Genomic DNA, 26,324 nt, shown 5'->3' with positions numbered 1-26,324 from the left:
CCCTCAGATCAGGCGCCGAATCACGCTGCGGAACGGGAGTCGCCATTTCAACACCTGATCGCGGTCTGCCGGTTCCAGACCGCCGACCAGCCGCAGTGCGACGAGGAAAATCAGCGCACCGGCTCCAGCTAGCATTAGCAATTGCAGGGCCAGTCCCAGACGTGTCAGGAGGTCAACATCACCCGCCGGCAGGGCGATCAGGTTGCGCAGCACGGCGACCACCAGCCCCATCAACGCCGTCGCAATACTCACGCGCAGCGTGAAACGCCACGGCCAGCGCAAGCCCAGCCCTCGCATACCGGCAAGCGTTACCCAGAGACCGGCTGCGATGCGCGCCAGGCCAAACGTCAGCGCCATGCCCAATAACCCAAACTGCGCCGGTAGCCAGAATCCGAGCATTACCACGGTCAGTAAGGCCACCAGCCGGGCGGTAAGCACCGTTCCCAGGCGCTCATTGACCATGAGTGCATTATGGGCGGTGGTAAGCATGCTCTCGCCAAACAGGCAGGGCGTCAGCACCCACACGATTGGTGCAGCGTCGAGATACTGGGGACTGATGACCAGCAATCCTGGCCCGGCCAGTAGCATCAACCCAACCCCGCCCGGTGCCATCAGCAGGAGTTGCAGGCGGATCAGTGACTGGTAGGCGCCGTTGGTGGTGCCGCCCTCACCCTGGCGTACCCGCGTGAACAGCGGTACCTGCACCCCGACCAGTGGTGTGTAGAGATAGCTCAGTGCCATGCGTACCAGCAACGCACCGGCAGCCAGCAACGAGACATCACGAATATCGCTGTTGAAGAAGTTGATGAACTCGAAACTGGCAATAAAATCGGTCGCCGTCATGACATACGAAACGCCGGCATAGCGGACAAAACCGGGGGGGAGTGCCCGGCGCAGATCGCGTAGACTGTCACGCAAATCGGTCAGGATACCGGGAGCAGACTCTTCAGTTAACCCGGCTTGCAGGCGCCACACCTGCCAGCCTGCCAGCGCCACGGCAATTGCCGGCGCGATGACCATTGCGATCAACACCCCCAGAATATCCCAGCGTTCGGGTAGGGCCAGAATAGCGACGACGACCAGAATTTGGGGGAGCAACCCGGCAACCAGCGCAATACTGTTCCACGCCTTTTGCCGGAAGAAGCTACTCAGAACTGCCATGAGTAGATCGTAGAGTGCCCCCAGCCCCAAGAGAATGATGATCGCGCCAATAATCAGCCAGTGAAACTCAGCCACAAACTGGCTCAGTTCGGCCCGGGCTACTGCCTCGACCGTCATGTCACCGCGCAGGAGTCCTTGCAGGTAGCCCTCGATCTGCCGGTGGGCAACGATCAAACCAATGGCAATGATCACCAGGATCGCCAGTTGTAACGTGGTGACCAGCAGAAACAGCCGTCGAGCGGCCCGTGCGCCACCGATACGCTCGGTTTCTGGAATATATTTTGGTAGTGCACGGGCGATCCCCAGATCAAGGGCCGTCCCGAACAGGTTGCTGGCTCCGCGCACCAGCGTGATCAAACCGAAACCGGCCTGCGAGAGCTGGTTGAGTTTGACCAGGGTGGCTACAACCTCGGCCAGCAACCGTAACGGCGCAAAGAGGGTATTCCACAACACCGCCCGCGATACCTGGGTCGCCAGCGACGGACGCTGCGCCGTCATACACCCTCCTTGCGCAGGTCCAGTTCAAACATCCCGGTGTAGAAGCGTCGCTGCCAGCGGTACGCCGCCTGTTCAAGCCCGATCTGGCGCAAGACGCGCCGGATTGCCCGCCGCAAGGGGCGACGACTCGGTAAGTTGCCGGCCAGTAATGCCTGTTCACGGAGGTCGGTAACGCGAAAGCCTAGTCGTTCACAAATGCGCACCAGTTCGTGGTAGTGAAAGTAGTGCATTGAACTGAGCCGTTGCATATCGCGAAACGCCGCCCCGCGCTTGGTTCGTCCGCGCAGTTCGATCACCAGTTCAGCCACCGGCCTGGGCAACCAGTTAATACCGCGCATGTGGTAGTGCGGATCGATCCATGCCCGCCGGTTAATGGCGGTGATCAACGCATGTCCACCCGGTCGCAATACCCGCGCCAGTTCGCGCAACACGGCGATGGGGTCCTGGACGTGTTCGAGCACGTCCCAGGCAACCGCCAGATCAAACGCTGCATCCGGCAACGGCAAGGCTTCACCGGCTGCGTTGATGATTGGCAGGCGCAACTGATAGCGGGCTGCCCGCAGGCGAATAATCCGACAGTACGCCGGATTGTATTCGCAGGCGGTGACCTGTGCTCCGGCCAGTGCTGCCGCCACTGCAAATCCGCCCATTCCCGCCCCCAGATCGAGGATACGGAGGCCGGACACCAGGCCCATCACCTGCTGCACCTGCGCCAGGCGTTCGGCCTGGTACTGTTCCTGATGCAACCGGCGCTCGCGCCAGGCGGCAAAATCGCGTCGCCAGGTCATGTGTTGCAGCCACGGATCAATCGCCGCAGCCAGTTGTTCATCAATCCGTTCAATCAATTCACTCATACCGACGAACCTAATTCTGCACCGGCGAAATACTGATCCGCATCACCCACAACCAGAGCGCACTCCCCAGCGAGAGGACAAGCATCGCCAGTACGAATAAGCGACCTGGCCAGCGCACCCACAACCGATCAGCCATGATTGCCCAGGCCAGACAGATCAGCGGAATGAGATAAAAGAGCTGCTTATCGACCATCGAAATGCGATAGCCGGCAATTAAGAAGAGCAGCGCGACGGTCCCCCAGGCCGACGCCACCAGCCAGAGCAGCGGCTGTGAGCGCATCGCCCAATACCCCGGCACGAAGAAGATCAGCGGAATCGCCAGACCGTAGTACAGGTAGTGGTTGGGCCAGATATGGTAACCAAGGTGGGGCACGAATGACCAGAGATATTCCAGAAATGGTGGCCGTGACACACCGACCGTCTCTGGGCCACGGGTAAAGACTGTCGCCATGTACGGCAGTGTTCGCTCAACGATAGGCTGGAAATATTGCCCATAGTAGATCGCAATCGCCAGCCCGATTGCCGCTGCCGTCGCCACCCAAAGCGGACGTAATCCCGGCAGCAACGCCTGCCACGCCGGGCCACGCCGGGCATTGAGCCAGATGAGCAGAGTCAGCACCACCAGGAATATCCCGGTGAAGACCCCGGTAACCGTGTAGACCAGGAAGGTTAGCAGTAGTAGCGGTACAAACCAGACCTGTACCTTCCACTCACCCAGCCGATCCCACGCCAGCAGGATCGTCGTCTGCACCAGCAGGCTGAGCCACAAGCCGGCGGCAGTTGGCACATTCCCCCAGATATGGAGCAGATAGGTCACCGGCAGCACCGCATACGTCACACTTGCCAGCAGCGCTGCTCGCTGTGACAACCCTGCCTTCAACGCAATCGCCGCGATCAGCACGACCCGCGACATATCCATCAAAAGGCTCACGAAGTTGGCCGTCATTTCCATCGGCCATGGAAAGATGGCATAGGCTGTCGCCAGGATGTGGAACCAGGGTGAATACGGAATCACCGGCGGGTTCCGGCCCCACTCAGCCACAGGCATGGTCGTCTCATTCAGCGGGCTGTTGGTACTGTAGTAGAGTGGTAAAGCGCCGTCAAACAAAATCCGTCGCACCTTGTCCATGTGCCAGAAGACATCGATCCCGACAAAGTAAGGATAGAGCATGCCAATCGCTTTGAGCCAGAATCCCACCAGAAAGACGATTAGCAGCGTTGCCGTGAATGCAGGAGTGACGCTGACGCCGGTTTGTCGCAACAACCAGCGCGTGAGCGGTCGCATCAGCAGCGTTAGAGCCAGACTTAGCACCGTTAGCGCAGCGAGACGGTCAATCATCTGACCGCCGGGGAAGCGATAGACCACCAGTGCCCAGCCTGCACCAACGACGACCAGCGCCATTGCCACTGCAGCCCAGCCGGTAGCATCGAGCCACCAGCGTCGTTGCAAGTCTACGGTTAGCAGGGCCAGACAGGCAAACATCCCGATAACAACAAACAGTCCCAGACCGAGGGCCATCGGTGGTGGCATCACTGTTGCCAGCAAGGAACTGGCGGCCGGAGCCACGGCAACATCGGCGATCAACACGCCAAGTGGACGGGGATCGCGAAACGGATCGGCCTGCAACGATACAGTCAGATCGCCACTCCCCATCAACGCTGCTGGCACCAGCAATTGCAGACGGCGTAACTGTGGTTGTTCCGGTAAGCGTGCCAGCTCGACACCGTTGATCTGGATACGGCCATTGACCGGTGAACCGTCAGGGTGAGCGACGACCGCATCAAGCCGTACAATCCAGGTACCCTGTCCAAGGCGCGGAAAGTGAATCTCGCTTTGATCGGTACTCCAGCGATAGGTACGGGCCGGTGCCAGCTCGACGGCCAGCGGTACTCCGGCAGGCGGCGTTTCACCGCCGACCAGTGCCGAAACCAGCTCAAAGGTGAGAGTCGGTGCCGCTGCAATATGGGAGGGAATTTTGACGAACATCTCGTTCCCGTTACGGCGCGGCATCTCGACGCGCACGCCATTCACTGCCGCCGCCGACTCGCGCTGCAAGATGATCGGATCGGCATCAGGTCGGGCTACAATGCGCGCCAGCCAGACGCCCTGGCGATTGCCGGGGATAGTAATAGAGGCCGCGCCCACCGGCCAATCAAACCGCTCGAATGGGCCGGCTGCGTCGATCTCGCGAGCATTGAAGTTTTCTAAAAAGGCACCATCGCGGTTATCGCCCACATCAACGACAACCAGTGGGCGCACTGTGTAGCTCACAATGAGCACCACGACCGTGAATACCGCCAGCCAGAACGCCGGTAGCACAACACCCGACAGGCGGCGCGTCTGACTATGAGCAGTTGTCAGATGAACTCGTTTCCAAATAGAAGTTGCCATCGTTAACGATACCTGATGAGCGCGGGTACCGCGCCTGACATTGTTACATCATCGCCGCATTGTACCACGCTCACCGAGTCGCCTTGCAAGGCCGGGCATGGTTACAGTGTCTCACCTACACATCCGGCTCTTCAACCACCCACGACTGCACACCATGAGTCACAAACGAGAATGGACGGACAATCACGCCAGCCTCGGTTAAGGCCCGCTCAATAGCCAGTCGCCGGTCGAAGGGACAGGCAAAGACCATGAACCCACCACCGCCGGCACCCGAAATTTTACCGCCCCAGGCCCCGTGCTTACGGGCCAGGGCGTAAACCTCTTCAACGATAGGGGGCGCAATATGGGGTGAAAACGCCTTTTTAACTTCCCATGCATCGTGAAGCAGTCGCCCGAAATCAGCAATCCGCTGTTCACGCAGCAGACGGGCCGCCGTATCGACGAAGGCTTTGGTTTCGTGATGCAGACGCAAGGTATCGCCCTTGACCAACCGTTGTACCTGATCGGTCATCAGGTGACGAGTGAGCAACTGGCGATCTCCAATATATCCCAGGATCAGACAGCTTTCTAGCTCAAGCAGTGCCGTCTGGTCGCTGAGCACCGGCTCAACGATCACCCGATCCCGGCCAAAGTGGTACACACACATACCGCCAAACACGGCTGAATACTGGTCTTGCCGACCACCGGGAATACCCAGATCGACCCGTTCAATCCGGTACGCCAGTTCAGCCAGTTGATGTGGATCGGCATTTTGTCCGGCGACTGCGTACAGCAGCTTCAGCATACTGACCACCAGCGCCGACGACGAGCCAAGGCCGGAGCCGGGTGGTGCATCGCTGAACATAGTAATCTTGTAACCGGCTGTTGTCGGGCGCAACTGTGGTAGTGCATCGAGCACCGCCTGCGGCAACGCCAGCTTGCCATCCCATTCACGATCACTCACCTGCCGGCTGACCTCTTGCAAATCGAGCGAACGGATCAGAATGCCAGGCGTGGTGCTGGTGGTCAGCATACAACGGACATAGAGATTGATGGTGCAATTCAACACCTTACCACCGTGCTCTTCAGCGTAAGGACTGACATCAGTACCGCCGCCGAAAAAGCCGATACGCATCGGTGCGCGAGCTTTGTAGATTTTCATCACTTCCTCCGGCCATATCTGAATGCCGCGGCGTCAGTATAGCAGAAGACGGGATAGTAGGATGTAAGGGCGGTGGGTTGAAACCCTGCCTCAATGCATGCACGCTCCTCCGGGGCTGGCCTGCCGGCGGGGAAGCCGGGGGCCGGGTGTGTTCCTGGATAGCCCCAACGGGGTTATCATCGGCAGGTTAAAATCCTGCCTCAAGCCGTGGAAGCCCCTCCGGGGCTGGCCTGCCGGCGGGGAAGCGGGGGCCGGGCGTGTTCCTGGCTGGCCTCCGGCGGGCAAGAGCAGACTCTCTCTTCCTATCTCCTATCTCCTATCTCCTATCTCCTATCTCCTATCTCCTATCTCCTATCTCCTATCTCCTATCTCCTATCTCCTATCTCCTATCTCCTATCTCCTATTTCCTATTTCCTCTTTCCTCTCTCCTCCCCCCAAGTTGCGTTACAATATAGCTATGAACATCTTTCTGAGTGCTGACCATCACCATCACAACCCGCCGTTCGAGATACTCGACGGTCGTGTCGTGCCCTATGCCGAAACACCGCAGCGGGTCGCGATCATCCTGGCTGCACTGGCAGAGGCAGGTTTTGCACCGCCGATTGTAGCGTCACCTGCTACCATTGCCGATCTGGCGGCAATCCATACCGCTGACTACCTGGAGTATCTGGCTAATGGCAGCGCACGCTGGCAGGCTGCCGGATTGTCGGCGCCAGTCTTCCCATCGGCATGGCCATTGCCGGGGTTACGGTTGCGCAGCGACTGCCCGCAGGCGGCTGCCGGACGCTACACCTTTGACCTGAGCGCCCCCATCACCGCCGGCACTTTCACCGCTGCCTGTTCGGCGGCGGGAGCAGCGTTGGCCGGCGCGGCGGCATTGCTCGCCGGTAATACTAGTGCGTATGCCCTCTGCCGTCCGCCGGGCCACCACGCTGCGGCGGCGATGGCCGGTGGCTACTGCTACCTGAATAACGCTGCGCTGGCTGCCGACTACCTGGCACGTAGCCAGACGAGCGGTGATGCAACGTGGGCATTGCGTTCACCGACTGTTGCTGTGCTCGACATTGACTATCACCACGGCAACGGCACCCAGAGCATCTTCTACGAACGCAATGATGTGCTGACCGTCTCGCTCCATGCCGATCCGGCTTACGAATATCCGTACTACCTCGGCTACGCCGACGAGCGCGGGGCCGGGGCCGGTGAAGGGTACAACCTCAATTTCCCGCTACCGGCAGGGATTGATGATGCCGGTTATCTCAAAGCGCTCGATCAGGCATTGCAGGCGATTGCCGATTACGGCCCGCGCTACCTGGTGGTTTCTGCCGGCTTCGATACTTTTGCCGGCGACCCCCTGGGCGGGTTTGCACTGATCACCGAAGCATATCGAACGATTGGTCGATCAATTACCCAACTCGGTCTGCCAACACTGATTGTGCAAGAGGGTGGTTATGCGCTCGAAGCCCTGGGTGCCAATGTCGTGGCATTGCTACAAGGAGTTTCCACAGCATGATCAACGATAATTCACTCGACCAGCCACAACCGTCGCTGACGCCGGGGTGGGGCTGGCGTGATCTGTTCATTACCCTGTTAGTCATCGGAGTTGGCGGCTCGCTTACGATACTGGGCCTGCGTTTTGTTGCCGACATCGCCAACTGGGATACATCACGCGGTTTCATCAGCCTACCGGTTTACCTGGCGGGTATGCTGCTCTACCTGATTATCGGCGGTGCAATTCTCGCCGTGATCGGGCCGCGTGCCGGCTGGCGCGATTTGGGTCTTCAATGGCCGCACTGGATGTATCTGGCTCTCGTCCCGCCGGTATTCATTTTCGGGATGGGAATGATGTTTCTAACCAATCTCGGTGTGGTTTTGCTCTTCGGTGAGTTCCAAAACCCTCAGATCGAAAGTCTCTCTGGGGGGCAACCATTCGGCCTGAGTGAGTTACTGGCACTCCTGATCCTGGTGGCCGGGATTGTGCCCCTGGTGGAAGAACTCTTCTTCCGCGGGGTGATCCACCACCTGCTACGCCGCCGCTTCAGTGCTGCGGTCACGATTGTGCTCGGCGCCGCGATCTTCGCCGTCGTCCATTTCATTCCGGTGCTGGTACCCGGTCTCTTCGTGGCCGGATTGTGCCTCGGTTATCTGCGCGAGCAGAGCGGCTCGATCTGGCCCAGCGTTTTGTTTCACATGCTGCAAAACACGCTGGCACTGCTGGCAATGGCGTTTGTGCTGGCCACAGGTGGAGGTGCCGGGTAGACCGGGCTTGCATACAGAAATATAGCGCGGAAACGCTTCGACGTGGCACAGGATTCAACCTATGCCACGTCGCCTTTTCCAGAACAGCCAGAGCCTGACGTCTGGGCGGCGTTATAATCGTTCGTCTGTCCCGCGTGTAACGCCAACCATTTCCCTCATCTGACCACGACGATACTGTTCGTCACTAAACATTTGCCTGTAGTAGTGAATTCTTTTCCTCGCCACACCTCAATCTCTTCTATACTGCCTTTGCCTGCAATAACAGCATACAAAGAGGTGTGGTAGTGGAAACTCCTGAAGAACAGCTCGCAACACTCTTTCGGCTACGCGAACGAGCGTTGCAAGGTGGTGGCCCTGAGCGCGTTGCCCAACAACATGCCCGCGGGAAATTGACGGCTCGTGAGCGACTGGCATTGCTCCTCGATCCCAACTCCTTTCAGGAGATTGGTGCCCTTGCCAGCAGCCCTCTCGGCGATGAGGATCAACGGGTGCCCGGTGATGGGATCGTGACCGGGTTCGGCAAGATCAATGGTCGCCGTGTTGCCGTGTTTGCGCAAGATTTTACCGTGATGGGTGGATCGTTCTCGGCTGTGCAGGCGAATAAGATTTGCCGCATGCAAGACCTGGCTATCGAGAGCGGTATTCCCATCATCGGGTTGAACGACTCTGGTGGTGCCCGCATTCAAGAAGGTGTTCGCTCCCTGGCGGCGTATGGTGAGGTCTTCGTGCGCAATGTTATGGCGTCTGGCGTTGTGCCGCAAATATCGGCAATCCTTGGCCCCTGCGCCGGTGGCGCTGTCTATTCGCCGGCTTTAACCGACTTCGTGATTATGTCGGAGTCAACCGGGTATATGTTCCTGACCGGGCCTGATGTGATCAAAGCAGTGTCCGGGCGCGAACTTTCGACGCAAGAGCTGGGTGGCGCGGCGGTACACTGCGTGCGGAGCGGTGTCGCGCATCTCTCGGCAGCCGACGACCGGGCCGTGATTGAGTTGATCAAGCGGCTGCTCAGCTATCTGCCGCAGAACAACAATGAAGACCCACCCCAGATCATGCCCTACGACCGCGCTGATCGGATTGAGCCGGCCCTCAATAGCCTGGTACCGGCAGACGAGCGGCAGGGATACGACATCCATACCCTGATCAACCTGATCTGCGACTACGATAGCTTTCTCGAAATCCAGCCGCTCTTCGCGCCCAATGCTGTGGTTGGCTTTGCCCGTCTTGATGGCTATGCCGTCGGGATTGTTGCCAACCAGCCGGCAGTGATGGCCGGTGCGCTTGATATTGACGCCAGCGATAAAATTGCCCGCTTTGTCCGTATCTGCGATGCCTTTAATATCCCGCTCATCACCTTTGTTGATACACCGGGATTTCTGCCCGGCGTAGAACAAGAGTACGGTGGTGTGATTCGCCACGGCGCGAAAATTATTTACGCCTATAGCGAAGCCACTGTACCCAAAATTTCGGTTGTCGTGCGCAAGGCAATTGGTGGAGCGTATGTCGCAATGTCAAGCAAACAGTTGCGCTGCGATCTCAACTTTGCCTGGCCCTCGGCCCAGATTGCGGTGATGGGGGCAGAAGGCGCAGTACGCATTTTGCGCCGTGAAGAATTGCGCACCGCCGAGAATCCTGCTCAACTGATGGAGCAGTTTATCGCTGATTACCGCCGCCGGTACTTCAACCCCTATCACGCCGCCGATCTGGGTCAGATTGACGAGGTGATCGAACCGGCTGAAACCCGACCACGGCTGATCCGTGCGCTTGAGATTTTGCGCACCAAAGTGCAGCAGAACCCACCCCGTAAACACGGGTTGTACCCATCATAAGCTGGGGGCAAGGCGATGAATGATTTCAGTTTTGGCCTGACCATCACCGTCACAGGGATGAGTCTGGTGTTTAGTGTCCTGGCATTACTGTGGGGCATTCTCAACCTGCTCATTCGTTTCGATCAGCCAGCCGCCGCAGAATCGCCAGACCTGACGCCAGAACCCGAACCAGAGGTAACGACTGCCGGCTCACTTTCAGCGGAAGAACTTGCCGCTATTACCATTGCAGTGCGGCTCCACGCCGCAACCTTACGCCAGGAAGCTGCACCAACTGTTCGCAGTTACTGGCCGGGGAGTCTGCTCTTTGCCAGTCGTTGGGTTGCCGCCGGTCGCACGCGCCAGAATCAGAGCTGGCAGCGAAGGAGATAGAACGCTATGCGCCGTTATCAATTAACAGTTAACGGTAAATCCTACACGGTGGCTGTCACCGAGACGGGAAGTGACCGCTTTATCGTCCAGATCGATGGCCGCGAATTCGAGGTGCAACTGACCGAGAGTGGTGAGGTAAGTGAACCCATACCCCGTTCGGCACCGCTACCGGCTGTATCACCACCGGTACCAAACACTCCAACACCGCCGCCCGCATCGCCCGCACCGTCCATTCCGCCACCAACGACCGTTAGCGATCAGCTTATTCGAGCACCGATGCCGGGCACAATCTTGCAGATCGTAGTCACCCCTGGTACACGGGTCAAACGCGGTCAACCGGTCATCGTCCTGGAAGCCATGAAGATGAATAACAGCATCGGTGCGCCACGTGATGGCGTCATTTCTGCCATCCTGGTCAAAACCGGGCAAAGTGTCGGATACGGTGAACCGCTGGCTCAGATTGAATAACAGAGAATGGAACGATCTATGAGTGAATTGATCGCCAGCATCTTCGCCGGCATTGGTGCGCTTTCCTGGCAATCTCTGGTGATGATAGGGATTGCCGCCCTGCTCTTCTATCTGGCGATAGTGCATCAGTATGAACCGCTTCTACTCCTGCCGATTGGTGCCGGTGCGCTCCTGGCCAATCTCCCACTCTCGCCGTTAGCAGGTGAGGATGGCTTGCTGACTATTCTCTACAATGCCGGTGTTGGTAATGAACTCTTCCCCCTCTTGATCTTTATCGGCATAGGTGCGCTAACCGACTTTAGCCCACTCCTTTCCAACCCACGCATGGTGTTAACAGGGGCTGCCGGGCAGTTTGGCATCTTCGGCACGCTCTTGCTCGCGCTGGCACTGGGATTTAGTCGTGAAGAGTCCGCCTCGATTGGGATTATCGGCGCCATCGACGGGCCAACCTCAATTTACGTCTCCAGCCTGCTGGCCCCCCACCTCCTCGGCCCAATTACGGTTGCTGCGTATAGCTATATGTCGCTGGTGCCGGTGATTATGCCGCCGATTATCCGCACGCTCACCACACCGGCAGAACGACAGATTCGGATGGCATACGTCACCCGTCCGGTCAGCCGCCGCACACGTATTCTGTTTCCCATCGTGACCACCGTAATTGTGGGTATTCTGGTACCCTTCGCCATTCCGCTCATCGGCATGCTGATGCTGGGCAACCTGATGCGCGAATCGGGTGTTGTACAGCGCTTAACCAACACCTCGGCCCAGGAGCTGGCGAATATTGTCACCCTCTTCCTCGGCCTGGCGATTGGCTCAACCATGGAGGGAACCCGTTTTCTGCAACCGGCAACGCTGGCGATCCTGGCCCTGGGTATGCTGGCCTTTGCCCTCGACACAGCCGCCGGTCTCCTGTTCGGCAAATTCCTGAATCTCCTGAGCCGTGGAAGGTTCAACCCCATGATCGGTGCCGCCGGAATCAGCGCCTTTCCGATGGCGGCGCGGGTGGTGCAGAAGCTGGCAAACGAAGAAGATTTTGAAAACTTCCTGCTGATGCACGCAATGGGAGCCAACGCCGCCGGCCAGATTGCGAGTGTGGTAGCTGGTGGTGTGCTGTTGGCCTTGATGGGGGCGGGGAGGTAGGAGGGAGGAGGTAGGAGATAGGAGATAGAAGATAGGAGATAGAAGATAGGAGATAGAAGATAGGAGATAGAAGATAGGAGATAGAAGATAGGAGATAGAAGATAGGAGATAGGAGATAGAAGATTAGGAGATAGGAGATAGGAGATAGGAGATAGGAGATAGAAGGTAGAAGGTAGAAGATAGGAAATGGGAGGTAGGGGGTGAATTTGTTGTGCACAGGTAGCCCAGGATTCAGGCTGGACTACATTTCCGCTACGATGGAGCGCATTGATGCGGCAGGGGCACGGCATGCCGTATCCCTACCGCTGCGTACCACCACCGGTATCCATCAACTCACCAATCCATGCCGTAGCGCATAGATCGCTGCTTGCGTGCGATGAGCCAGACCGAGTTTGCGCAGAATGCTGGCGACGTGGGTTTTGACTGTCTCTTCACTTACGGTCAGCCGACTCGCGATTTCGGCATTGGTGAGACCTTCGGCCACCAGTTTCAACACCTCGCGCTCGCGTTCGGTCAATGTATCAGCGGCTTTGGACGTTTGAGCTTCGAGAATCCGTTGCATCAATGCCGGTGCCAGCACTGCTTTCCCCGCCATCGCACCCCGAATCGCTTCGAGAAGCTGCTCTGGTTGACTCTCTTTTTCGATGTACGTGATTGCACCGGCGCGCAAGGCACCAATCACCCGCGCATCATCGGCATACCCGCTCAGAATGATAATGTGCGTGTGTGGAATCAGGCGCTTGAGCTGCCGGGTAGTCTCGATCCCATCGATTCCACCCGGCATGAGTACATCCATCACAATCACATCCGCCTGCCAGGTCGATGCCATCTGCAGGGCACTCTCACCATTCGCCGCCTCACCCACAACCACAATATCGGGTTGAGCGGCAAGATACGCACTCAGTCCACGCCGAACAATGCTGTGATCATCAACCAGGGCAACGCGAATCGGACTCATCTGGTCTCTCCCTGTTACCTGCCAGAACCGGCTATCAACCCACCGACGACTGCTGTGGCTGAGGGGTCATCCGTTGTGGGACACCGTAGGTCAGACTACGCCACACCCATTCGAGTGGCCCGTACTGGAAGAAGCGCAACCACACCACGCTTAGCCCCAATTGTACAATCCAGATCACGAGGCTGAGAAGCAGGCCGTTGAAGGCACCAACCTGACCGAACAATCCCAGCCCGTAACTGTAGAAGATGAAGGTACAGATGATCGATTGCCCAATGTAGTTACTCAACGCCATGCGTCCGGCTGCTGCCAGCGGCTGCAACCAGCGTCGCCAGGTATCGCTGCGAGTAAGGCCAATGATCATTGCTACATACCCATACGTAAGGATGGGGGCGGCGATAAGTAACAACTGTTGCAGTAAGCCGACCAGGATGCTGTCGAGGTTGCCGTACATTACCAGCCATGCCAGTGCGAGGTTAGCCACCAGACCGATTGCCAGACACATCCCACCAAACGGCAGTCGCCGCTGCACAGCCGGTTGTTCGTACAGGTGCTGTACAAGTCGCCGCTTTCCGACATACATCCCGATCAGGAAAAAGGCCAGGATTTGCAACACATTCCCGCTGAAGAAGTAGAACACCGTTGCAGCGATCCACTCAAGCGCACGCCAGCCAAAGATCTCTCCCCACGAGCCGCTACCGTAGATTGCAATGGCCCGTTGTTCGAGATCGCTTATCATTGCCATGAATTGATCGGTCTCACCACTTACGCCAGCAGTGGAGCCACCGAGCAACAGGCTGAGAGCTGTGAATCCCAACCCAAGCACAATTGGCAGCCCAAACAGCACTGCGGCCCAGATCAACAAGGTACGTGGTTGTAACCGCCGAAACAAGAGCGCCACCAAACCCACCAGTGCATATATAAAGAGGATGTCACCGTTCCAGATCAAGAGCGCATGCATCAGTCCCAGGCCCAACAGGATCATCAGGCGGCGCACCATAAATCGCCCCGGTCTGCCCCCCGCTGCTTCCACCCGCTCGATCTGCATCCACATACCCAACCCGAAGAGAAACGAGAACAGTGGGTAAAACTTACCGGTTGCCAGCGCCAGAATGAGAAACTCGCTCACGCGATCAACAACACCTTCGCCACGTGGTGTGCCGGTGAACAGGGCAAGGAACGGAAAACTGAAGATGCCCATATTGACGAGCAGAATGCCCAATAGTGCGAAACCGCGTAACATATCGAGAAGATCGATCCGGTCATGCTTTCGCGTCGGTTGAATGACGTGTGCCACCGTACTACTCCTTTGCCTGTGATCTGCTTGCCAGAGAACGCTTCATCCTGCTCACCACTGATGTGACGAACCAGATGAAGAGAGCGTTGCCCTCCCACAAAACCCGATCTGCGATATGTGGATGCAGAAGCAAAGCTTCCGCATCCATATCCACATCTCGTTATCCATCTGACAGTGATTGTGCCGTGTCCGCTTGCTCTCGCGCTACGATCTGCAAACGACGCAAGGTGTTGATGGTCTGGAGCAACAGGTACGGGAAGACTCCCAGCCACCAGGTGCCAAAACCGACGATCATCCACGGCGCTGCGGTTGGCAGGGCGGCAAGTGAACTATCGATCACAGCATCCTGGATCGATGCGTCAATCCCGCCCTGGCTCATCGCAATCGCCGCACCTATCAGCAACCCCAGGAAGCTAAAGATGTAGGTGAAGAGAAACGTACCGTACATTGTCAATGCCGACAACTGACTATAGCGAGATGACCATTCGGCAATTCGTGCGGTCAGTGAACGTTCGATCCACCACTTGCCGACCAGTATCACCAGCGCAACAAGCGCCGCTACGCCGCCGAATGGCACCTGGAATTCGATCAGTACCCCGACGCTGATGCACAGGATGTGGTAGGCCAGTGTGAGTAGGATGGCTGTACGACGCAGACGGCGCAATCCGCTATCCACCACCGGTTCAGCCACAGACGACTTACCTTCAAGTGCTGTTAACCGGCGGAGGTGGTGATAACTGATAACCAGACCGATAACACTGTACGGAATCATCACCAGCGGATAACCAATCGCCAGGAGCGACACAAACCAGCTTCGATCAAGCGTATCGTGGAACAGGTACACTGCCTGCATCGAGCCGAACAACCCGCTGTAGACCAGCACTTGAAAACCGATCACAAATCCCAGAAAGAACCAGCTTTCCCGAACCTGCGTGCGCAACGTAGATTGCGTTGCCCATTCTGTGATGCGGTCGTTGAGGATGCGGTGTGTGCGGATGAGTGCAATTGCTACACCGACAATCCCGACTCCGAGCAGAAACGTGAGCGCAAACGCCTTTATGGAGAATGTCACCCAGGCAATGATCGACAGCAAGAAACCCACCGTCAATAGGTCGTAGAAGCGCAGCAACGTTTGCCAGATCGAATGCGTTGCCCAGGGACGTGCCCGCCGCCGCCGGTTCATCATCACCGGCAACAGCCCAACACCGATCAGCACACCAAGAATACCGATACCTGCAAAGTACAGCGGTGCGTTCTGGAGTGCTAGCGTCAATGATAGCCCACCGATAACGAATGCTATACCGGTCAAGGAAGTCAGACCACTGATGGTGAAGATGTGCTGGAAACGCTCCTCGCGCATACGTACCTCCTTCTCGTGTTGACTCTCCTGTTCGGCAAGCGGAATCCGAAACTGGATTGTCGTTCCGGCATGTGGCGCTGAGCGCACTGCCAGCTCGCCACCGAGCGCTTCAATTCGGGCACGCATATTGGTCATTCCCATCCCCAATGTACTGGTTGCCGGATCGAAGCCCCGCCCATCATCGGCAACGGTCACCGTCAGCCATGATCTGCCGGCAACCATCTCTTGCCCAAATGAGACCTGCACATGACGGGCACGGGCGTGACGGGCCACGTTCGAGAGTGCCTCCTGAATAACCCGAAATACCGTCTCCTGAGTACCGGGGAGCAGCAACGCTTCATCCGGGAAGCCATCGTGGTGCAATGCGGTGCTGACCTCTGCCCGAAAATGGAGTGCTTCAAGCTGTTCGCGAATTGCCTCGATCAGGCCAATGGTTGCCAGGGGTTGCGGGCGCAGTTGGGTAAGCAATGCTTTCATCTCGGCCATCGCCGCCTGAGACAGGTCACGCACGTGTTGAATATGCTGGGCAGCACCAACCGGATCGCGCTCATACAGACTTTGAGCGGTTGCCGCAGCGATATTGATGCTGAATAATTGCTGCTTGATCGTATCGTGCAGATCACGCGCCAGCCGGTTCCGCTCCTCTTGCGCTGCCGCCTCGCGCAGTTGGGCCAGCAAGAGCGATTGCCGCTCACTGAGTTGTTGTGCTCGCTCCTCAATCTCCTGTTGCAACCGCGGCAGGATCAGGCGTCGCATGAGCATCAGGATGCTTAGAAACACCATGCCAACCACCACCACCACACCCAGGGCGGTGTAGTGCAGGGCATATTCCGTCCAGCCGAGGTCGCTGAGCGCACGCGGGCCGAAGATGATCAGCAGGGTGGCAATGATGGCAACCAGCCCGAAACCGGCTGCGATCAGTTGCGTGACCAGACTGGTAAATTGCTCACGGCTTGATTGCCCTGCTAATCCGTCTGCTCTCCCCGCAGACGGCGAGCGAAACGGGTTGGCAGCGGGGATACCGGCAACGCCTAGCATGATCAACGCCGTCCCAAACACCGCATCACCTGCCAGCAGTTCACGTACTCCCATCACCATCAGGAGTAGCGCTGTCACCACGACGAGCACGCGCGACACCCGGCGCACCCACCGCATAACCGTCTCGATCCGATCCATAGCGCTCACTCCGTTCCCCTACCTTCACCATCGTTCGACGGCGAGCGAAACGGGTTGGCAGCGGGGATAACGGCAGCGCCTAGCATTATCAATGCCGCCCCAAACAACGTATCACCCGCTAGTAGCTCACGTAATCCCACCACGATCAGGAATAGCCCTGTTAATGCAAAGAGTACCCCCGTCCCCCAACCGATCCATTTCCTGATGCGCTTGCGATCCATAACGTTACTCCATTCGCGATTCCGCTTGCCGGCACATCTTCAGCATAGTGACGGCGACCAGATCACGCTACCCTGCAACGAGCGATTCTGGCTCACTCTTTCGAGGGAGTGTGCTGCTTGCAGCGCCTCACATCCACCCGTCGCCGGAGCTACCCCCGAAGTGAGCATTTCTTTTCTGTGTGGCGATACCCGGACAGCTATACTATAGACGAGAAGACGAACGGAGTCACTCCGAAGGAGCATCATATGCCAAAGACCGAGCGTGTAGCCGAGTGGATGACCGAAAATCCCGTCACCGTCACGCCAGATTTCTCTGTCTTAGCCGCCTACGAGCGGATGCGCGCCCGCGGAATCCGCCGGATGCCGGTCGTGGATAAAGATGGAGCGCTGGTCGGCATCATTACCCGTAGCGACATCGAGCAGGCCATGAGCCACCCGCGCAGCGAGGAAGAGCGCCGTATGGCCCGTTTCAGCCTGGCCGGACAGACGGTTGCCGAATACATGACCCCCAACCCCATCACCGTCGCCGCCGACGCATCGATTGGCGAAGCGGCAGCCATGATGATCCGCGCCCGCGTCAGTGGTCTACCGGTGATGGACAACGGACGGCTGATCGGGATTATCACCGAATCGGACATCTTCCGGCTGGTCGCCAGCACCTGGGCCGCAGAGGAGAGTGGGTAGGTTGATGGCAAGACAATGCTATCTCCATCATTGCGGAGTAGCCAATCACTGGCAGCAAGGTTTGCGTTTCTTCTCCCCCCAGGGGCGACTTACCGGTCGCCCCTTCTACTCACTATTGACGATGTTTCTTCTTCAGCGTATTATAGAGATAGCAGAATCTTTAGATTTCAAGTTTTTATCTAAAACATTATTCGTTCGGTTTGCAACTGAACGAACACGACGGTTCTCGCATGCGCAAACAGCTACGCCTGCTCATTGAATTTGCCCGTCCCCACACCGTCATTGCTACCAGCGTCCAGGTTCTGACCATGCTGATCATCGTGATCGGCTGGCACCCACCAACGCTCGAACTGGTGGGACTGGTCGGGGTGACGCTCGTTGTCTGTCTGGCGCTCAATCTCTACGTAGTCGGCGTGAATCAACTGACCGATGTGGCGATTGATCGGATCAACAAGCCATGGCTACCGGTTGCTGCCGGTCAGCTTTCATCGGATGCTGCGCAACGTATTGTTATCAGTGCCCTGTTTATTGCCCTGACCGGTGCGGCTATGCTCGGCCCACCGCTCTGGTGGACGGTGAGTATCATCGCGCTGATCGGTTCACTCTACTCGCTCCCCCCGCTGCGCTTGAAGCGTCATCCCCTCGCTGCGGCCCTCAGTATTGCCGGTGCCCGCGGGGTGATTGCCAATCTCGGCCTGGCCTTCCACTATCAGTACTGGTTAGATAGCGAATTGCCGATCACGACCCTGATCCTGGTGGCAACCTTCTTTTTCGGTTTCGCTATGGTGATCGCGCTCTATAAAGACTTGCCCGATGATCGCGGTGATCGGTTGTATCAGATCGAGACCCTGACCACGCGCCTCGGCCCGCAGCGAGTGCTGCACCTGGGCAGAATCTTGCTCACCGCCTGTTATCTGCTTCCGATTGCCGTCGGTCTCTGGTCGCTGCCGACTTTTGCCGCCGCGTTCCTGGCCCTCAGCCATGTGGTCGTTATCAGTGTTTTCTGGCTGGTCAGTATGCGCGTTGATCTGCAACGCCGGCAATCGATTGCCAGTTTTTATATGTTTCTGTGGGGGATTTTTTATACCGAATTTGCCCTGCTTAGCATTTATCGTCTGACGTATACCCTCTGATGATGAGATGGCTTCACCCAATCCTGGCGCTGATCCGGCTTGGCCGCCCCCTGCATCTCATCGGCGGTGCGATCTTCTACGGGGTGGGTGTTGCTGCCGCTGGTCTTCCCATCACCGATCCCGGTCTGGCGCTCCTCGGTCTGGCGGCCACCCTGAGTGCGCAGTTGATGAACCACTACAGCAACGATTACTTCGACCATGAGGCCGACCGGGCCAATCCTACCCCAACCCACTGGTCGGGCGGGAGCCGGGTCTTGCCAGAGGGTCATCTGCCGGCGCAGGCCGCGCTGATCGCAGCCATCGGCTGGGGGTGTATCGCCCTGTTGCTGGCTACGCTCAGCACCCTCTCTGCACCCCAACCGCTCCTATCCGGCACACTGTTCGCTCTTGCGATTGCTCTGGCCTGGGTCTACAGCGGCCCGCCACTCTACCTGCATCGGCGCGGCTGGGGCGAAGCGGTTGGGGCGTTGCTGGTGCCGGGCGGAACCGCCCTGGTCGGCTTCAGTTTACAAACCGGTACGCTCCGCCCGTCCATCTTCTTAACCATCATCCCGCTCTGCCTGCTTCAGTTCGCGATGCTAATTGCCGTCAGTCTGCCCGATGTCACCGGTGATCGGGCGGTCGGCAAACGCACGCTGGCCGTGATCTTCGGCCCCCAACGGGCAGCGCAATGGCAAAGCTACGCCATCGGCGCGGCGCTGATCAGCCTGCCGTTACTGTTCGTCGCTGGCCTGCCACCACTCGTTGCCGCAGCACCGCTCGCCACTGCACCAATCGGGCTATGGCTGATCGCACGTCTTCGCCGCAACGCCTGGGCTGATCCCACCGCCTGGAACAGCCTCGGCTTCTGGAGTATTGGTCAGCTTGTTGGCAGTGCCGGTATGATGCTGCTGGCCTGGCTCGGCGTGGGAAGTGGATGACACAATCAACGCCATAGTTGCGTTCATAAAACCACATCAGCACGGAGAACACAACGCCTCTCAGGTGCTGACCAGGGAATCAGAGCATCTGGACGCTTGTTTCGTATCTCGCTGGTGATGCTCCCCTTGCCCTTTACTACCAGCAGTTTCGTGTATACTTATCCTTGATATGGCAACACTCACAGGATCAATCCTATGCAAAAACTCGGTGTGATCGATCTCGGTTCCAATACCACTCGTCTGATTGTGATGGCGTATGAACCGGGACACTGTTTTCGCCTGACCGACGAAGTGAGCGAAACTGTCCGTCTGGCCGAGGGCATTGGCCCCTCTCGCATGCTGCAACCGGCACCGATTCGGCGTGCCGTTGAAGCCCTGCGCATGTTCTATTCACTCTGCATCTCGACCGGCGTCAATGAGGTGATTGCGGTCGGCACCAGTGCCATCCGCGAAGCAGCGAATCAGGCTGATTTCTGGGCAGCGTTGCGCACGGCAACCCCGCTCGATCTGCGCATCATCTCTGCCGAGGACGAGGCGTATTTCGGCTACCTCGGTGCAATCAATGCCTTGCCGATCCAGCACGGTGCGCTCTTTGATACTGGTGGTGGTTCGACCCAGGTGATGGCGGTGGCTGACCGGAAACGGACGCGGAGCTTTTCGGTGCAGGCCGGTGTGGTGCGCTTCACCGAGCAGTTTGTGCAGAGCGATCCGATCAGTCGCACCGATCTGCGGCGGCTGCGTGCGGCTGCGCGTGATGCCTTTGCTCCCCTTGACTGGCTGCCCGACCTGAGCAATGGCCGTTTAGGTGGGATTGGTGGTACGGTACGCCAGTTGGCCCGCATCGATCAGAAACAACGGGCCTACCCGCTTGAACGTGTCCACGGCTATCAGCTCACCCGCGAGGCGGTAGAGCGCATTACCGAAGAACTCGCCCGCCGTTCCCGTCGCGAACGATTGCAAATTCCCGGTATGAAAGAGGAACGGGCCGATGTAACGCTGGCCGGCGCCGTGATTATCGCTGCCCTGATGGATCGCGGCAATTTCCCGTACCTGCTGGTCAGCGGTCAAGGCGTGCGCGAAGGCATCTTCTACCAGCACTTTCTGGCCGATCAACCGCAGCCCCTGCTGAACGAACCACGACAGTTCAGTGTACTCAACCTGGCCCGGCTGACCCACTACGAACCGGAACACTGTGCTCGCGTCGCTCACCTCAGTCTGTCGCTGTTCGACCAGTTGGCACCCCTGCACGGCTATGGCGCCTGGGAACGCGAACTACTCGGCTACGCTGCGATCCTGCACGACATTGGCATTAGCGTCGGCTACTACGACCATCACAAACACGGCGAGTATCTCATTCACAATGCGACCCTGCTCGGCTTCAGCCATCGCGAAATTGTGATCATCGCCAGCCTGGTACGCAACCATCGCAAAGGATGGGGCGATCTGACCGCCTACTCCCCCATTCTCGCCACCGACGACGAAACACGCATCGCCCGTCTGAGCGCAATGCTCCGCCTTGCCGAATACCTGGAACGGAGCAAGAGCCAGATCGTGCGTGACGTGCGCGTCCAGATCGGCGACGAGATCGTGATTGATGTCATTGCCGATGGTGATGCCCACGTCGAAATTTGGGAAGCCTCACGCCGCAGCGGTCTGTTAAAACGCAGCTTTGGCCGCGAGGTGCAGATCAGAGCAACATGAGCCTGTGCTATAATGCCACATAGCAAGAAGTGAGGGATAGGCTACACGCATGCGGTGCCCGTTTTGCCATTTTGTCGAGACCGATGTTATCGATACGCGCAAACTGTACGAAGGCGAGGTGATCCGTCGCCGTCGGCGCTGCCGTGCCTGCGGTCGCCGCTTCACCACCTACGAACGTATCGAGTCGGTCAGCCTGATGGTCGTCAAAAAAGATGGCACACGCGAACCGTATGACCGCGAGAAGATTGCGCGCGGCGTGCGCACCGCCTGCTACCGTCGCCCGGTCTCGGCGGCGGCCATCGAACAACTGGTCAATGATGTCGAAACCGCTATCATGAACACCGACGAACACGAAATCAGTTCGCAGGCTATTGGTGACGCGGTGATGCAGCGCTTGCGCGATCTCGATGAAGTAGCCTATATTCGCTTCGCTTCAGTCTACCGTGCGTTTACCGACATTGGCAAGTTGCGCGAAGCTGTTGATGAACTCCTTGATCGGGAAGGTGTCCGCAATGGTCACCTCTCGCCTAAACCAGCAGAGGACTCATGAGTATGAGCGTTGAAACGACACCTCAGCCGGTGTCTGAACAGGCAACCAAACCATCATTATTCCAGCGCATTGTTCATTCGATACGATCCATCGAATGGACGCAAGTCTTGTTGGTCAGTATTCTGACCGCTATTGCCTGGTGTTCGCTCTTCCTGGCCAACAACATCTTGCAAATTCTGGCCGGTGTTGTACCGGTGATGGCCGGCATCTATCTGGGGCGCAAGGTACGCGGTGAGTACCTGGCCAACGGCCTGGCCCTTGGTCTGCTAACCTTCCTCTTCGGCCTGGCGATTATGATCGGCTACGGCCTGGTTGGTGAAGCCGGGATTGCGCCGATGCCGGTTATTCAGCTCGATCCTGACCAACCGCCCGCACCGGCAACCTTACTTGACCTCATTTCCATCTATTTTATCTTTTCGGCTTTCGCATTAATCCCGTTTCCCGCTTTCGGAACGGTGATGTCAGGCCGTGCCGAAGAGCGCAACCGGCAGTTGCAGAGAGAGATTGCCGAGCGCGGCGGTCGTCTCGAACGTCCCGGAGTGGTGCGCACCCTCGAAGACCTGCAGGGTCTCTCGCTGCCCCAATTCGGCTCGTATGTGCTGAACCTCTTCCGCAAAAAGGGCTTCGAGTTCAAAGACTATCGCTTCATCGACAAAGATAAGCATCTCGATCTCGAACTGACCTACGAGGGAGTAACCTACCTGCTGCGCTTATCGGTCGCCGACAAGGTGCGTCCAGGCACACTTGAAAGCCTGTTGCAGGATATGAAACGGGCCGGTATTCCGAAAGGATTAGTGATTACGTCAACCGAATTCACGCCTGATACGATCAAGGCGGCGAGTGGCCGGCGCAATGTGCTGATTATCGATGGGAAGACGTTGTTTGCGATGGCAGAGGGGTAGCACACATGCTGCTTGATTTGAGTGGGCGAGTCGCAATTGTCACCGGTGGCAGTCGTGGGATTGGCCGGGCGACTGCCGAGCGGTTGGCCGGCAGCGGCGCCGCCGTAGTCGTCAATTATCGCGGGAACGCAGCGGCTGCCGAAGCGACGGTGGCCGCCATCACTGCTGCCGGCGGCACCGCCATCGCCGTGCAGGGTGATGTCAGTCAACCGGCAGATGTAGAGCAGATGGTCAAGACCACCCTTGAACGGTTTGGTCGGATCGACATTCTGGTCAACAATGCCGGCATCACCCGCGACACGTTACTTCTCCGCATGAAGGAAAGCGACTTCGATGAGGTGATCGCCACCAATCTGCGCGGGGTCTTTCTCTGCACCCGCGCCGTTCTCCGCCCGATGACCAAACAGCGGTTTGGTCGGATCATCAACATTACATCGGTGGTTGGCTTGACCGGTAACGTTGGTCAGGCTAATTACGCTGCGGCAAAAGCCGGTATTCTCGGCTTCACCAAATCGACAGCCCGCGAAATGGCGAGTCGGGGGATTACCGTGAATGCCATTGCGCCGGGCTTCATCGAAACCGAGATGACCGAGGCGCTCAACGAAGAGGCGCGCAAGGCGATTCTGGCAACTATCCCGCTCGGTCGGTTTGGCCAGCCGGCTGAAGTTGCGGGACTTGTCTGTTTCCTGGCCTCTGATGCCGGCGCATATATCAGCGGTCAAACGCTGACTATCGACGGTGGAATGGTGATGTCCTGATGATTCGCAAAGTATTAGTAGCCAACCGCGGTGAAATTGCTGTACGTATCATTCGGGCCTGTCAGGAGTTGGGCATTCGCACGGTAGTCGCCTACAGCACTGCCGACCGCGACTCACTGGCCGTTCGTCTGGCCGATGAAGCGGTATGTATCGGCCCACCACCGGCAGCAAAGTCGTACCTCAACGCTCCGGCTCTCATCAGCGCTGCCCTCGTATCGGGATGTGATGCGATCCATCCCGGCTACGGTTTTCTCTCAGAAAACCCCTACTTTGCCGAAATGTGCGCCGACTGCAAACTGACCTTCATCGGTCCGCCGCCTGAACCGATCCGGCTGATGGGTGATAAGGCGATTGGACGTGAGACGATGCGCAAAGCCGGCGTCCCAACCGTCCCCGGCTCTGATGGCGAAGTTCGCTCGCTCGAAGAGGCCATCGATGTCGCCCGCCAGATCGGGTATCCGGTACTGCTCAAGCCCTCTGGCGGTGGTGGTGGTCGCGGCATGCGCGTCGCTTACGACGAAGCCGATCTCCAGCGCGCCTTCCCCACTGCGCGTGCCGAAGCCGAGGCAGCGTTCGGGAACGGTGCGCTTCTACTGGAAAAATACCTCACCCGCGTGCGCCACGTCGAAATCCAGGTCCTGGCCGACCAGTACGGTCATGCCATCCACCTCGGCGAACGCGACTGCTCGGCGCAACGTCGTCACCAGAAAATCGTTGAAGAGGCGCCATCACCGGCAGTCACCCCCGAATTGCGCGAGCGGATGGGGGCCGATGCTGTGCGTGGGATCAAATCGATTGGCTATGTGAATGCCGGCACGCTCGAATTCCTGCTCGATCAGGACGGCAACTACTACTTCATCGAAATGAACACCCGCATCCAGGTTGAGCATCCCGTCACCGAACAGGTGACCGGAATCGACCTCGTGCGCTGGCAGCTACTCATCGCCAGCGGCGAGCGCTTGACGCTGCGCCAGGAAGACATTAAAATAACCCGGCACGCAATCGAGTGCCGGATCAATGCCGAAGACCCGGAGCGTGACTTTTTACCGGCAAGTGGTGAAGTTGAGTTCTATTTGCCGCCCGGCGGCCCTGGAGTTCGAGTCGACTCCCACCTCTATTCCGGGTACACACCACCCGGAACCTACGACTCATTGTTGGCGAAAATTATTACCTTTGGCGACACACGCGACGAAGCGCTCAACCGGATGCGGCGAGCGCTCAACGAATGCGTGATTACTGGTATTAAAACAACCATCCCGTTCCAGTTGGCGCTGATCGACGATCCGGAATTCCGGGCAGGTCGCATTCATACCGGTTACGTGGCTGAATTACTGCGCCAATGGAAAGAAACACTCAATCCGGTATAAAACGGTGACGGGATGCGTATGGGGAGGGCAAGATTGGCAAGTCAGCGGCATCGGGTACGGATCGCAGCATTGCAGATCCTCTTTGAAGTTGATGAAACCGATCATGCGATTGATCAAGTGCTCGAGCGCCGGCTCACTGATGAACCAATGTCGCAGGAGAGTGCTGAGTTTCTCCGGCGACTTGTGTTTGGCGCATGGGAGCATCGCTCGTATCTGGATCGGATCATCGAGGAGGCAGCACCAAACTGGCCGGTAGCTCAGATGCCGGGAGTTGATAAAGCGGTGCTACGGATTGCCCTCTTCGAGTTACTGATTGATGATGTCGAGCGCACACCGATAAAAGCTGTGATCAACGAGGCGGTCGAACTGGCGAAACAGTTCGGCAGCGACAATTCGAGCCGGTTTGTCAATGGCGTGCTCGGTACGGTGGTAACGCGCTACCTGGCCGACCGCGATGATACTGTTGAGGAATAGCCGTCTTTGAAAGGAAGGAATGTAACTCGTATGGCTTCGCCTGAGATGGAAGAGCGCCTGCGCAAGATTATTGTCGATCAGCTCGGTGTCGAGCCAGAGCAGGTTGTACCTTCGGCATCGTTCACCAAAGACCTGAACGCCGACTCACTCGATCTGGTTGAATTGATTATGTCAATTGAAGAAGAGTTCGGCGTTGAGATTTCGGATGAAGAAGCCGAGAAGATTCAGACCGTCGCTGACGCGCTGAATTATCTCGAAACCCACCAGAGCAACGAGTAGCGGTATCACCGTACCTGCAACCGTAGCACAGGCCAAACGCCTGTGCTACGTTCGTTTTTGATCGGCCCTCACCCGCGACTCCTCTCCTGCGCAGCGGGAAGCCCCGGTTGCCCCTGGGAGCGCGCACCTCCGGCGCGCTCCCAACCTGTACCGGCATACTGTGCCTGCATCCAGCGGGCTATCGCAACCCTATCCCTGTGCGCAAAAGCGGAACCTGTCCTGTATCGGTAGTTCCTGCCCCCTCACCTCACCCCCCTGGCCCCCGCTCCTCTCCCACTGCGGGAGAGGAGCGGGGGAGGGACAACGGGCGTACTCCACAATGACTCCCGTTCACCGCAATCCCGTTCCCCCCTCCCAACCTCCCCCCGCTGGGGGGAGGAGCTGAGAACCTGCTCCTGCCGGGGCGGGAGCGGGTTAGGGTGGGGGTGATCCCGTC

The 26,324-nt window shown here is 58.0% G+C and carries 23 protein-coding genes and 1 pseudogene; 16 read left to right on the top strand and 8 right to left on the bottom strand.

What is annotated here, in order from left to right:
• Positions 1-3 precede the first annotated feature (3 nt).
• From CAUR_RS18050 to CAUR_RS18035, 4 genes are all read right to left on the bottom strand, one after another.
• The gene (locus CAUR_RS18050) at positions 4-1,659 is read right to left on the bottom strand and encodes an MATE family efflux transporter (RefSeq protein ID WP_012259279.1); all 1,656 of its coding nucleotides are present in this window, start codon (positions 1,657-1,659) and stop codon (positions 4-6) included.
• Positions 1,656-2,513 carry a class I SAM-dependent methyltransferase gene (locus tag CAUR_RS18045; RefSeq protein ID WP_012259278.1) on the bottom strand — a complete coding sequence of 286 codons (858 nt, stop codon included), beginning with the start codon at positions 2,511-2,513 and terminating at the stop codon, positions 1,656-1,658. Before CAUR_RS18045 ends, CAUR_RS18050 begins: the two co-directional genes overlap by 4 nt.
• A gap of 10 nt (positions 2,514-2,523) precedes the next feature.
• Entirely contained in the window at positions 2,524-4,905 is a 2,382-nt protein-coding gene (locus CAUR_RS18040) for a hypothetical protein (RefSeq protein WP_012259277.1), read from the bottom strand.
• A 115-nt stretch (positions 4,906-5,020) separates the two neighbouring features.
• A complete protein-coding gene (locus CAUR_RS18035) occupies positions 5,021-6,046 on the bottom strand; it encodes a GHMP family kinase ATP-binding protein (protein WP_012259276.1) in 1,026 nt (341 codons plus the stop codon).
• A gap of 457 nt (positions 6,047-6,503) precedes the next feature.
• On the opposite strand from CAUR_RS18035, the gene CAUR_RS18030 reads away from it, so the two are divergent.
• From CAUR_RS18030 to CAUR_RS18005, 6 genes are all read left to right on the top strand, one after another.
• A complete protein-coding gene (locus tag CAUR_RS18030; RefSeq protein WP_012259275.1) occupies positions 6,504-7,559 on the top strand; it encodes a histone deacetylase family protein in 1,056 nt (351 codons plus the stop codon).
• A complete protein-coding gene (locus CAUR_RS18025; RefSeq protein ID WP_012259274.1) occupies positions 7,556-8,305 on the top strand; it encodes a CPBP family intramembrane glutamic endopeptidase in 750 nt (249 codons plus the stop codon). Before CAUR_RS18030 ends, CAUR_RS18025 begins: the two co-directional genes overlap by 4 nt.
• Before the next feature lie 284 nt (positions 8,306-8,589).
• Positions 8,590-10,134: an acyl-CoA carboxylase subunit beta gene (locus CAUR_RS18020; RefSeq protein WP_012259273.1), complete on the top strand. Its 1,545-nt coding sequence runs from the start codon at positions 8,590-8,592 to the stop codon at positions 10,132-10,134.
• Between the two features lie 15 nt (positions 10,135-10,149).
• Positions 10,150-10,503 (top strand): OadG family protein, encoded by a 354-nt coding sequence (locus tag CAUR_RS18015; protein ID WP_012259272.1) that lies wholly within the window; start codon positions 10,150-10,152, stop codon positions 10,501-10,503.
• A gap of 6 nt (positions 10,504-10,509) precedes the next feature.
• Positions 10,510-10,971, top strand: coding sequence for a biotin/lipoyl-containing protein (locus CAUR_RS18010; RefSeq protein ID WP_012259271.1), 462 nt, complete (start codon positions 10,510-10,512; stop codon positions 10,969-10,971).
• 18 nt (positions 10,972-10,989) lie between these two features.
• Positions 10,990-12,111 carry a sodium ion-translocating decarboxylase subunit beta gene (locus CAUR_RS18005; RefSeq protein ID WP_015909415.1) on the top strand — a complete coding sequence of 374 codons (1,122 nt, stop codon included), beginning with the start codon at positions 10,990-10,992 and terminating at the stop codon, positions 12,109-12,111.
• 328 nt (positions 12,112-12,439) lie between these two features.
• On the opposite strand, the gene CAUR_RS18000 is transcribed toward CAUR_RS18005, so the two are convergent.
• The 4 genes and pseudogenes from CAUR_RS18000 to CAUR_RS17985 all read right to left on the bottom strand — a co-directional run.
• The gene (locus CAUR_RS18000) at positions 12,440-13,069 is read right to left on the bottom strand and encodes a response regulator (protein ID WP_012259269.1); all 630 of its coding nucleotides are present in this window, start codon (positions 13,067-13,069) and stop codon (positions 12,440-12,442) included.
• Between the two features lie 34 nt (positions 13,070-13,103).
• A complete protein-coding gene (locus CAUR_RS17995) occupies positions 13,104-14,363 on the bottom strand; it encodes a DUF418 domain-containing protein (protein WP_012259268.1) in 1,260 nt (419 codons plus the stop codon).
• A 160-nt stretch (positions 14,364-14,523) separates the two neighbouring features.
• Positions 14,524-16,899 (bottom strand): sensor histidine kinase, encoded by a 2,376-nt coding sequence (locus tag CAUR_RS17990; RefSeq protein WP_012259267.1) that lies wholly within the window; start codon positions 16,897-16,899, stop codon positions 14,524-14,526.
• Positions 16,900-16,904: 5 nt separating this feature from the next.
• Positions 16,905-17,123 (bottom strand): annotated as a pseudogene (locus CAUR_RS17985) (DUF8108 domain-containing protein); the annotation flags it as partial.
• Positions 17,124-17,366: 243 nt separating this feature from the next.
• On the opposite strand from CAUR_RS17985, the gene CAUR_RS17980 reads away from it, so the two are divergent.
• The 10 genes from CAUR_RS17980 (at position 17,367) to CAUR_RS17935 (ending at position 25,888) form a co-directional block, all read left to right on the top strand.
• Complete coding sequence (locus CAUR_RS17980) at positions 17,367-17,804, top strand: CBS domain-containing protein (RefSeq protein WP_012259266.1); 438 nt, start codon at positions 17,367-17,369, stop codon at positions 17,802-17,804.
• A 230-nt stretch (positions 17,805-18,034) separates the two neighbouring features.
• Positions 18,035-18,937 (top strand): homogentisate phytyltransferase, encoded by a 903-nt coding sequence (locus CAUR_RS17975; RefSeq protein ID WP_012259265.1) that lies wholly within the window; start codon positions 18,035-18,037, stop codon positions 18,935-18,937.
• The gene (locus CAUR_RS17970; RefSeq protein ID WP_012259264.1) at positions 18,937-19,857 is read left to right on the top strand and encodes a prenyltransferase; all 921 of its coding nucleotides are present in this window, start codon (positions 18,937-18,939) and stop codon (positions 19,855-19,857) included. Before CAUR_RS17975 ends, CAUR_RS17970 begins: the two co-directional genes overlap by 1 nt.
• A 195-nt stretch (positions 19,858-20,052) precedes the next feature.
• Entirely contained in the window at positions 20,053-21,558 is a 1,506-nt protein-coding gene (locus CAUR_RS17965) for a Ppx/GppA phosphatase family protein (RefSeq protein WP_012259263.1), read from the top strand.
• A gap of 49 nt (positions 21,559-21,607) precedes the next feature.
• Entirely contained in the window at positions 21,608-22,108 is a 501-nt protein-coding gene (gene nrdR / locus CAUR_RS17960; protein WP_012259262.1) for a transcriptional regulator NrdR, read from the top strand.
• 2 nt (positions 22,109-22,110) lie between these two features.
• Positions 22,111-23,010, top strand: a complete 900-nt coding sequence (locus CAUR_RS17955) for a restriction endonuclease (protein WP_012259261.1) — start codon at positions 22,111-22,113, stop codon at positions 23,008-23,010.
• A gap of 5 nt (positions 23,011-23,015) precedes the next feature.
• Positions 23,016-23,768 (top strand): 3-oxoacyl-[acyl-carrier-protein] reductase, encoded by a 753-nt coding sequence (fabG, locus tag CAUR_RS17950; RefSeq protein WP_012259260.1) that lies wholly within the window; start codon positions 23,016-23,018, stop codon positions 23,766-23,768.
• Positions 23,768-25,135, top strand: a complete 1,368-nt coding sequence (accC, locus tag CAUR_RS17945; protein WP_012259259.1) for an acetyl-CoA carboxylase biotin carboxylase subunit — start codon at positions 23,768-23,770, stop codon at positions 25,133-25,135. The genes fabG and accC overlap by 1 nt, the downstream gene beginning before the upstream one ends.
• An 18-nt stretch (positions 25,136-25,153) precedes the next feature.
• On the top strand, positions 25,154-25,609 hold the full coding sequence (gene nusB, locus CAUR_RS17940) for a transcription antitermination factor NusB (RefSeq protein WP_015909412.1): 456 nt from the start codon (positions 25,154-25,156) through the stop codon (positions 25,607-25,609).
• 30 nt (positions 25,610-25,639) lie between these two features.
• A complete protein-coding gene (locus CAUR_RS17935) occupies positions 25,640-25,888 on the top strand; it encodes an acyl carrier protein (protein WP_012259257.1) in 249 nt (82 codons plus the stop codon).
• Positions 25,889-26,324 lie beyond the last annotated feature (436 nt).

Source organism: Chloroflexus aurantiacus J-10-fl (genome assembly GCF_000018865.1).
GTDB classification, from domain to species: domain Bacteria; phylum Chloroflexota; class Chloroflexia; order Chloroflexales; family Chloroflexaceae; genus Chloroflexus; species Chloroflexus aurantiacus.
This window is presented reverse-complemented; position numbering and strand designations above follow the sequence as displayed.

Excerpts from the sequence above, each read along its gene's own strand:
- CAUR_RS18050 (WP_012259279.1), bottom strand. The coding sequence starts at position 1,659 with ATGACGGCGCAGCGTCCGTCGCTGGCGACCCAGGTATCGCGGGCGGTG.
- CAUR_RS18045 (WP_012259278.1), bottom strand. The coding sequence starts at position 2,513 with ATGAGTGAATTGATTGAACGGATTGATGAACAACTGGCTGCGGCGATT.
- CAUR_RS18040 (WP_012259277.1), bottom strand. The coding sequence starts at position 4,905 with ATGGCAACTTCTATTTGGAAACGAGTTCATCTGACAACTGCTCATAGT.
- CAUR_RS18035 (WP_012259276.1), bottom strand. The coding sequence starts at position 6,046 with ATGAAAATCTACAAAGCTCGCGCACCGATGCGTATCGGCTTTTTCGGC.
- CAUR_RS18030 (WP_012259275.1), top strand. The coding sequence starts at position 6,504 with ATGAACATCTTTCTGAGTGCTGACCATCACCATCACAACCCGCCGTTC.
- CAUR_RS18025 (WP_012259274.1), top strand. The coding sequence starts at position 7,556 with ATGATCAACGATAATTCACTCGACCAGCCACAACCGTCGCTGACGCCG.
- CAUR_RS18015 (WP_012259272.1), top strand. The coding sequence starts at position 10,150 with ATGAATGATTTCAGTTTTGGCCTGACCATCACCGTCACAGGGATGAGT.
- CAUR_RS18010 (WP_012259271.1), top strand. The coding sequence starts at position 10,510 with ATGCGCCGTTATCAATTAACAGTTAACGGTAAATCCTACACGGTGGCT.
- CAUR_RS18005 (WP_015909415.1), top strand. The coding sequence starts at position 10,990 with ATGAGTGAATTGATCGCCAGCATCTTCGCCGGCATTGGTGCGCTTTCC.
- CAUR_RS18000 (WP_012259269.1), bottom strand. The coding sequence starts at position 13,069 with ATGAGTCCGATTCGCGTTGCCCTGGTTGATGATCACAGCATTGTTCGG.
- CAUR_RS17990 (WP_012259267.1), bottom strand. The coding sequence starts at position 16,899 with ATGGATCGGATCGAGACGGTTATGCGGTGGGTGCGCCGGGTGTCGCGC.
- CAUR_RS17980 (WP_012259266.1), top strand. The coding sequence starts at position 17,367 with ATGCCAAAGACCGAGCGTGTAGCCGAGTGGATGACCGAAAATCCCGTC.
- CAUR_RS17975 (WP_012259265.1), top strand. The coding sequence starts at position 18,035 with ATGCGCAAACAGCTACGCCTGCTCATTGAATTTGCCCGTCCCCACACC.
- CAUR_RS17970 (WP_012259264.1), top strand. The coding sequence starts at position 18,937 with ATGATGAGATGGCTTCACCCAATCCTGGCGCTGATCCGGCTTGGCCGC.
- CAUR_RS17965 (WP_012259263.1), top strand. The coding sequence starts at position 20,053 with ATGCAAAAACTCGGTGTGATCGATCTCGGTTCCAATACCACTCGTCTG.
- nrdR (WP_012259262.1), top strand. The coding sequence starts at position 21,608 with ATGCGGTGCCCGTTTTGCCATTTTGTCGAGACCGATGTTATCGATACG.
- CAUR_RS17955 (WP_012259261.1), top strand. The coding sequence starts at position 22,111 with ATGAGCGTTGAAACGACACCTCAGCCGGTGTCTGAACAGGCAACCAAA.
- fabG (WP_012259260.1), top strand. The coding sequence starts at position 23,016 with ATGCTGCTTGATTTGAGTGGGCGAGTCGCAATTGTCACCGGTGGCAGT.
- accC (WP_012259259.1), top strand. The coding sequence starts at position 23,768 with ATGATTCGCAAAGTATTAGTAGCCAACCGCGGTGAAATTGCTGTACGT.
- nusB (WP_015909412.1), top strand. The coding sequence starts at position 25,154 with ATGGGGAGGGCAAGATTGGCAAGTCAGCGGCATCGGGTACGGATCGCA.
- CAUR_RS17935 (WP_012259257.1), top strand. The coding sequence starts at position 25,640 with ATGGCTTCGCCTGAGATGGAAGAGCGCCTGCGCAAGATTATTGTCGAT.